At 67.6% G+C, this 6,660-nt stretch carries 10 protein-coding genes; all 10 read left to right on the top strand.

From position 1 onward, the window contains the following. The first annotated feature begins 12 nt into the window (after positions 1-12). The 10 genes from map (at position 13) to truA (ending at position 6,426) form a co-directional block, all read left to right on the top strand. Entirely contained in the window at positions 13-795 is a 783-nt protein-coding gene (gene map, locus ACFWGZ_RS11440) for a type I methionyl aminopeptidase (protein WP_382451378.1), read from the top strand. A gap of 115 nt (positions 796-910) precedes the next feature. After that, complete coding sequence (locus tag ACFWGZ_RS11445; protein WP_382451379.1) at positions 911-1,585, top strand: hypothetical protein; 675 nt, start codon at positions 911-913, stop codon at positions 1,583-1,585. A 122-nt stretch (positions 1,586-1,707) separates the two neighbouring features. Next, positions 1,708-1,929 carry a translation initiation factor IF-1 gene (gene infA, locus ACFWGZ_RS11450; protein ID WP_005166804.1) on the top strand — a complete coding sequence of 74 codons (222 nt, stop codon included), beginning with the start codon at positions 1,708-1,710 and terminating at the stop codon, positions 1,927-1,929. A 25-nt stretch (positions 1,930-1,954) separates the two neighbouring features. Then, positions 1,955-2,068, top strand: a complete 114-nt coding sequence (gene rpmJ / locus ACFWGZ_RS11455) for a 50S ribosomal protein L36 (protein ID WP_010148647.1) — start codon at positions 1,955-1,957, stop codon at positions 2,066-2,068. A gap of 221 nt (positions 2,069-2,289) precedes the next feature. Further along, positions 2,290-2,670 (top strand): 30S ribosomal protein S13, encoded by a 381-nt coding sequence (rpsM, locus tag ACFWGZ_RS11460; protein WP_030478319.1) that lies wholly within the window; start codon positions 2,290-2,292, stop codon positions 2,668-2,670. A 37-nt stretch (positions 2,671-2,707) separates the two neighbouring features. Continuing rightward, positions 2,708-3,115, top strand: coding sequence for a 30S ribosomal protein S11 (rpsK, locus tag ACFWGZ_RS11465; protein ID WP_033436732.1), 408 nt, complete (start codon positions 2,708-2,710; stop codon positions 3,113-3,115). Between the two features lie 23 nt (positions 3,116-3,138). Continuing rightward, positions 3,139-3,744, top strand: coding sequence for a 30S ribosomal protein S4 (gene rpsD / locus ACFWGZ_RS11470; RefSeq protein ID WP_382451380.1), 606 nt, complete (start codon positions 3,139-3,141; stop codon positions 3,742-3,744). Between the two features lie 151 nt (positions 3,745-3,895). After that, positions 3,896-4,954, top strand: a complete 1,059-nt coding sequence (locus ACFWGZ_RS11475; protein WP_382409890.1) for a DNA-directed RNA polymerase subunit alpha — start codon at positions 3,896-3,898, stop codon at positions 4,952-4,954. A gap of 48 nt (positions 4,955-5,002) precedes the next feature. Further along, complete coding sequence (gene rplQ / locus ACFWGZ_RS11480; RefSeq protein WP_382451381.1) at positions 5,003-5,575, top strand: 50S ribosomal protein L17; 573 nt, start codon at positions 5,003-5,005, stop codon at positions 5,573-5,575. Positions 5,576-5,634: 59 nt separating this feature from the next. After that, positions 5,635-6,426, top strand: a complete 792-nt coding sequence (truA, locus tag ACFWGZ_RS11485; RefSeq protein WP_382451382.1) for a tRNA pseudouridine(38-40) synthase TruA — start codon at positions 5,635-5,637, stop codon at positions 6,424-6,426. The last annotated feature ends 234 nt before the right edge of the window (positions 6,427-6,660 follow it).

Here is a 6,660-nt window from a genome sequence, read left to right on the forward strand (position 1 = left end):
GGCGGCGACAGCATGAGCAAGATCGAGATCAAGACGCCCGGCCAGCTGGAGGCGATGCGCGCCTCCGGCCTGGTCGTGGCGAGGGCGCTCCAGAACGTCGTCGCGGCGGTGAAGCCCGGTGTGTCCACGTGGGAGCTCGACGAGATCGCCGAGCAGACCATCCGCGACGCCGGCGCCGTCCCGTCGTTCAAGGGCTACCACGGCTTCCCGGCGAGCATCTGCGCCTCGGTCAACGACCAGATCGTCCACGGCATCCCCAGCAAGCAGCAGGTGCTGGCCGAGGGCGACCTGATCTCCATCGACTGCGGCGCGATCCTCGACGACTGGCACGGCGACTCCGCCGTCACCGTCGGCGTCGGCGAGCTCTCGCCCGCCGACCACAAGCTCTCCGAGGCCACCAGGCTGTCGATGCTCGCGGGCATCGAGGCCGCGGTGCCCGGCGGGCGCCTCACGGACATCTCGTTCGCCATCGAGTCCTCCGCGATCGAGTCGGGGGAGCGCGACGGCATCGAGTACGGCATCGTCGCGGACTACGGCGGCCACGGCATCGGTTCCAAGATGCACATGGACCCGTTCCTGCCGAACTACGGCAAGCCGGGCAAGGGCCCGCGGCTCAAGGTCGGCATGGCCATCGCGATCGAGCCGATGCTGACGCTGGGCACCGACGACTCCCAGGAGCTCGAGGACGGCTGGACCGTCATCACGCTCGACGGCACGCGTGCCGCGCACTGGGAGCACAGCGTCGCGATCACCGAGAACGGCCCCTGGGTGCTCACCGCGCCCGAGGAGGACTGAGCCCCACCGCTCGCACGGACCGACCCCGTTCGCCTTCCGAGGCGGGCGGGGTTATTTCGTTTGTCACCGCCGATACCGTCGAGGCAGACGAACGAGTCCAATGCTTGGGGGCATTGTGGGGGTAACCCGTTTCGTCCTGTCCGCTCTCCTGATCTCCGTCTCGGGCTGTGCTGCCGCGAAGCCGGCCACCGATCTCACCTACCAGGACGTCCCGGCCGACAAGATCGCCGACCGGATCTTCCTGGCCGACTCCATCGCCGCCGTCGAGCACTGCGATCCGCCGTTCGGCGACGTGGTGGTCGTGCGGCCCGACTTCACCGGTCCGCCGCCGTCCGTCGACGGAGGGTGCGGGGGTGCGGCCCGTGCCGCTGCCGGGCCCGAGTACGCCGGCGCCGTGAACCGCATCACGGCGCTGCACACCACCGTCGTCCGCGAGTGGGAGCGGCGGCTGTCCTCCGGGCCCGAGGCCGCCCAGCGCAGGGCCGTGGACGCGATCCTGCTGCACTGCCTCGACCGGGCCGGGTTCACCCAGCGCGGGCCCGGCGACCCGAGTCTGCGCAGCTACGGCGTCGGCAACGGGGACGTCGCGCTCGAAAACGCAGCTCAGCGGTGTTCTGACGACACCGGCTACGGCACCGCGGTCGCCGCGCAGCGCGTGCGGACGCTCAAGTCGGTGCTCGGCGCCCACGAGGCCGAGATCAGCGAGATCGCCAAGCTGCGGATCGTGCTGGAGAGGTGCGCGCGGCCGGGAGACGGCCCGGACCGGACCCGATTTGGGTTGCCCGAGTGAACTGCGTACACTGGTCAGGTGGCGCATCTGTCGCGCCGGTTCTGTCATGCCCTCGCAGGTGAGATCGAACCAGGCAGGCGCGCGTCCGAAGGTATTCATCACCGTCACGAAACGCGGAGGACATGGGCAAGAAGGACGGGGCCATTGAGGTCGAGGGCCGCGTAGTCGAGCCGCTCCCCAACGCGATGTTCAGGGTCGAGTTGGAGAACGGTCACAAGGTACTCGCGCACATCAGCGGCAAGATGCGACAGCACTACATCCGCATCCTCCCTGAGGACCGGGTCGTCGTGGAGCTCTCGCCCTACGACCTGTCCCGCGGGCGCATCGTCTACCGCTACAAGTGACCTCCAGTAGCAGGAGATCTCAGGCGTGAAGGTTCAGCCGAGCGTCAAGAAGATCTGCGACAAGTGCAAGGTGATCCGCCGTCACGGCCGGGTCATGGTGATCTGCGAGAACCTGCGCCACAAGCAGCGTCAGGGCTGAGCAGTTCCACTCGCGCTCGTCGAGATCGTTCGATGACGCAGTAACGAGAAGCCTCCTCGTACCTGCCGCACGCAGTGCATTCCCGCGTGCGGACACCCCCGGATTCCAGGCCGGGGCCGGGACACCGGCTGTGAGAGCAGCCGGAACGACACACAGCGAGTCAGTCACCGGAACTGGACGAGGAGCAGACCTGGAAGTAATCGACAGGAGTTAACCGCCACATGGCACGACTCGCTGGCGTCGACCTCCCCCGCGAGAAGCGGATGGAGATCGCGCTCACCTACATCTTCGGCATCGGTCGTACGCGCTCCAAGGAGCTGCTCACCGCCACGGAGATCTCCCCGGACCTCCGGGTGAAGGATCTGACGGACGACGACCTCGCCAAGCTGCGGGACCACATCGAGACGAACTACAAGGTCGAGGGTGACCTTCGCCGTGAGGTCGCGGCCGACATCCGTCGCAAGATGGAGATCGGTTGCTACGAGGGTCTTCGGCACCGTCGCGGCCTGCCCGTTCGCGGACAGCGCACGAAGACGAACGCCCGTACCCGCAAGGGTCCGAAGAAGACCGTGGCCGGCAAGAAGAAGGCCGGCAAGAAGTAAGACCTCGCGTCTACTGCCCTCAACTTAGGAGTTCGTTTTGCCACCCAAGTCCCGTACGGGCGCCGGGGTCAAGAAGGTCCGGCGCAAGGAGAAGAAGAACGTCTCGCACGGCCAGGCGCACATCAAGAGCACGTTCAACAACACCATCGTGTCCATCACGGACCCGATGGGCAACGTGATCAGCTGGGCGTCCGCCGGCCACGTGGGCTTCAAGGGCTCGCGCAAGTCCACGCCGTTCGCGGCGCAGATGGCTGCCGAGAACGCCGCCCGCAAGGCCGCCGAGCACGGCATGCGCAAGGTGGACGTGTTCGTGAAGGGTCCCGGCTCCGGCCGTGAGACCGCGATCCGTTCGCTGCAGGCCGCCGGTCTCGAGGTCGGCACCATCCAGGACGTGACCCCGCAGCCCCACAACGGCTGCCGCCCGCCCAAGCGGCGCCGGGTCTGAGGCACGGGGAGGAGTAAGAACTAATGGCTCGTTACACGGGACCCGCGACGCGCATCTCGCGTCGCCTCAAGGTCGACCTCGTTGGTGGGGACCAGGCGTTCGAGCGCCGTCCGTACCCGCCCGGCCAGCACGGCCGGGGCCGGGTCAAGGAGTCCGAGTACCTGCTGCAGCTCCAGGAGAAGCAGAAGGCTCGCTACACCTACGGCGTCCTCGAGCGGCAGTTCGTCCGCTACTACAAGGAAGCGGTTCGCCGTCCGGGCAAGACCGGCGAGAACCTGCTCCAGATCCTCGAGGCCCGCCTCGACAACGTGGTGTACCGCGCGGGCCTCGCCCGCACGCGTCGCCAGGCTCGCCAGCTGGTTGCCCACGGCCACTTCATCGTCAACGGCCAGAAGGTGAACATCCCGAGCTACCAGGTGTCGAAGTTCGACATCATCGACGTGAAGCCGAAGTCGATGCCGACGCTGCCCTTCGAGGCCGCGCGCGCGTCGTTCGGTGACCGCCCGATTCCCGCTTGGCTGCAGGTCGTTCCCTCGAACCTGCGCATCCTCGTGCACCAGCTGCCCGAGCGCGCGCAGATCGACACGCCTGTCACCGAGCAGCTCATCGTCGAGCTCTACTCGAAGTGATCCTCTCCGAGCGGCCGTCCACTGCGGACGGTCGCTCGGGTCGGGTCCCGCATCGGCGCGAAGGGTGCGCCGAGTGCGCATGCCGGTCTCCGCGACTGGCTGAAGTTGGCGGCGTCAAATAGCGGGCGTCGTTGCAGAAAGGTTGAACCCAGTGCTGATTTCCCAGCGCCCCTCGCTCGGCGAGGAAGCGGTCTCCGAGACCCGTTCCCGGTTCGTCATCGAACCGCTGGAGCCGGGCTTCGGCTACACGCTCGGCAACTCGATCCGCCGCACGCTGCTCTCGTCGATCCCCGGTGCTGCTGTCACGAGCATCCGCATCGACGGCGTGCTGCACGAGTTCACCACGGTTCCCGGGGTGAAGGAGGACGTCACCGACGTCATCCTGAACCTGAAGGAGCTCGTCGTCTCGTCCGAGGAGGACGAGCCGGTGACCATGTACCTGCGCAAGCAGGGCCCCGGTGTGGTGACCGCGGGCGACATCGTGCCTCCGGCCGGTGTCACCGTGCACAACCCCGACCTGCACATCGCGACCCTGAACGGCAAGGGGAAGCTGGAGATCGAGCTCGTCGTCGAGCGCGGTCGCGGCTACGTCCCGGCTGTCCAGAACAAGCAGGCGGGCGCCGAGATCGGCCGCATCCCCGTCGACTCGATCTACTCGCCGGTTCTCAAGGTGACGTACAAGGTCGAAGCGACGCGTGTCGAGCAGCGGACGGACTTCGACAAGCTGATCCTCGACGTGGAGACCAAGCCCTCGATCACCCCGAGGGACGCGGTTGCCTCCGCGGGCAAGACCCTGGTGGAGCTGTTCGGCCTCGCTCGCGAGCTGAACATCGACGCCGAGGGCATCGAGATCGGCCCGTCGCCGGCCGAGGCCGACACCATCGCCGCGTTCGCGATGCCGATCGAGGACCTCGACCTCACGGTCCGGTCCTACAACTGCTTGAAGCGGGAAGGCATCCACACCGTCGGCGAGCTCGTGTCGCGCAGCGAGGCGGACCTGCTGGACATCCGCAACTTCGGTGCGAAGTCGATCGACGAGGTCAAGATGAAGCTCGTCGGCCTCGGCCTCGCCCTGAAGGACTCGCCTCCTGGGTTCGACCCGTCCGCGGCCGCGTCCGACTACCACGCCGGTGACACCGGCTGGGGTGCCGGCGCCGGCCTGGACCCGCACGACGACGGCCAGGACTACGCGGAGACCGAGCAGCTCTGACGCTCTGACTCAGAGCTAGAGGATCTCTTTCAGTTACAGGAGTAAGCGATGCCCACCCCTACCAAGGGCCCACGGCTCGGTGGGTCTCCGGCGCACGAGCGGCTGCTGCTCGCCAACCTGGCGACGGCGCTGTTCCAGCACGGCCGGATCAAGACCACTGAGGCCAAGGCGAAGCGGCTGCGTCCGTACGCCGAGAAGATCATCAGCAAGGCGAAGGCCGGCGACCTGCACAACCGCCGCGAGATCATGAAGGTGATCCGCGACAAGGACGTCGTGCACAAGCTGATCGCCGAGATCGGTCCGTTCTTCAGCGACCGCTCCGGTGGCTACACCCGCATCACCAAGACGCTGGCGCGCAAGGGCGACAACGCCCCCATGGCCATCATCGAGCTGGTGCAGCAGAAGCTCGTCTCCACCGAGGCCGAGGCTGCGCGCAAGACCAAGTTCGCCAAGGACGAGAAGCCGGCCGCCCCGGTCGCCGACCAGGACGCCGACGCGCCCGAGTCCGCGACGAAGGACGCTGCCGACGAGCCCGCCGAGGGCGCTGTCGAGGTCGACGGCGAGCCGTCGGCCGAGGACGTCAAGGCGGAAGAGGCCAAGGACAAGAAGGACGAGTCCTGAGCGGTTCTCCAGCTGACGAGCCCGTCGTTCCTCTCCCTGAGGGCGGCGGGCTCGTTCGTGTGCGCCTGGACCTCGGCTACGACGGCACCGAGTTCTCCGGCTGGGCGCGTCAGCCGTCCCGCCGGACCGTGTGCGGCGTCCTCGAGGACACCATGTCGATGGTGCTGCGGGAGGACGTCGTCCTGACCGTGGCCGGCCGGACCGACGCCGGCGTGCACGCCTCCGGCCAGGTCGCCCACGTCGACCTGCCGGCGTCCGTCGACGTGCCCGGACTCGCCCGGCGGTTGGCCCGGGTGCTGCCCGCCGACGTCCGGGTGTTCTCGGCCCGGGTCGTTCCCGGTGCTTTCGACGCCCGGTTCTCCGCTTTGCGGCGGCATTACGAGTACCGGGTCGCCGACGCCGACTTCGGGGCCTCACCGATGCGGCGGTGGGACACGCTCGCCTGGCCCCGTCCCCTGGACGTGTCCGCCATGAACGCCGCCGCTGCCCTGTTGCTGGGGGAGCGGGACTTCTGTGCTTTCTGCAAGCGGCGGGAGGGTGCCACCACCATTCGGGAGCTGCAGCGTCTCGAGCTGGTGCGGTCTTCCGATGACGGGGTGGTCACCGCTTTCGTGTCCGCCGATGCTTTCTGCCATTCCATGGTTCGGTCGCTCGTCGGGGCGTTGTTGGCTGTGGGGGAGGGGCGCAAGGATGTTTCCTGGCCTGCTTCTCTGTTGTCGTTGAGTGCTCGGGCCAGTGGGGTGGCTGTTGCTCCTGCTCACGGGTTGAGCCTGGTTCGGGTTGATTTTCCCGCCGATTCCGAGTTGGGGGCTCGGGCTGAGGTGACGCGGCGGGTTCGTACTTTGTCTTGATTCTTTGGTTTGGTGTTCGGGTTTTGTGTTCGGGTTCCGGTTTACTGCTCGGGGCTCCGCCCCGGACCCCGCCAGCTGATCAAAGACCGGGCAGCGCCGTCTGCGGGTTGATGGCACGCCGGTTGCTTTGGGCGGCTGCGCGTTGCGTAGTTGGGTTGCGGTGTGGGGTGGTCCCGTCACGAGCAGTGCTCAAGGCAGCCACGCGCGAGGAGGGGTGTCAGCACTGCTCGTGAC

This window comes from Lentzea sp. NPDC060358 (assembly GCF_042725365.1).
Classification (GTDB): domain Bacteria; phylum Actinomycetota; class Actinomycetes; order Mycobacteriales; family Pseudonocardiaceae; genus Lentzea.

What these genes read in the sequence shown, in the direction of transcription:
- map (WP_382451378.1), top strand. Translation starts at nt 13, where the DNA reads ATGAGCAAGATCGAGATCAAGACGCCCGGCCAGCTGGAGGCGATGCGC.
- rpsD (WP_382451380.1), top strand. Translation starts at nt 3,139, where the DNA reads ATGGCTCGTTACACGGGACCCGCGACGCGCATCTCGCGTCGCCTCAAG.
- rplQ (WP_382451381.1), top strand. Translation starts at nt 5,003, where the DNA reads ATGCCCACCCCTACCAAGGGCCCACGGCTCGGTGGGTCTCCGGCGCAC.
- infA (WP_005166804.1), top strand. Translation starts at nt 1,708, where the DNA reads ATGGGCAAGAAGGACGGGGCCATTGAGGTCGAGGGCCGCGTAGTCGAG.
- rpsM (WP_030478319.1), top strand. Translation starts at nt 2,290, where the DNA reads ATGGCACGACTCGCTGGCGTCGACCTCCCCCGCGAGAAGCGGATGGAG.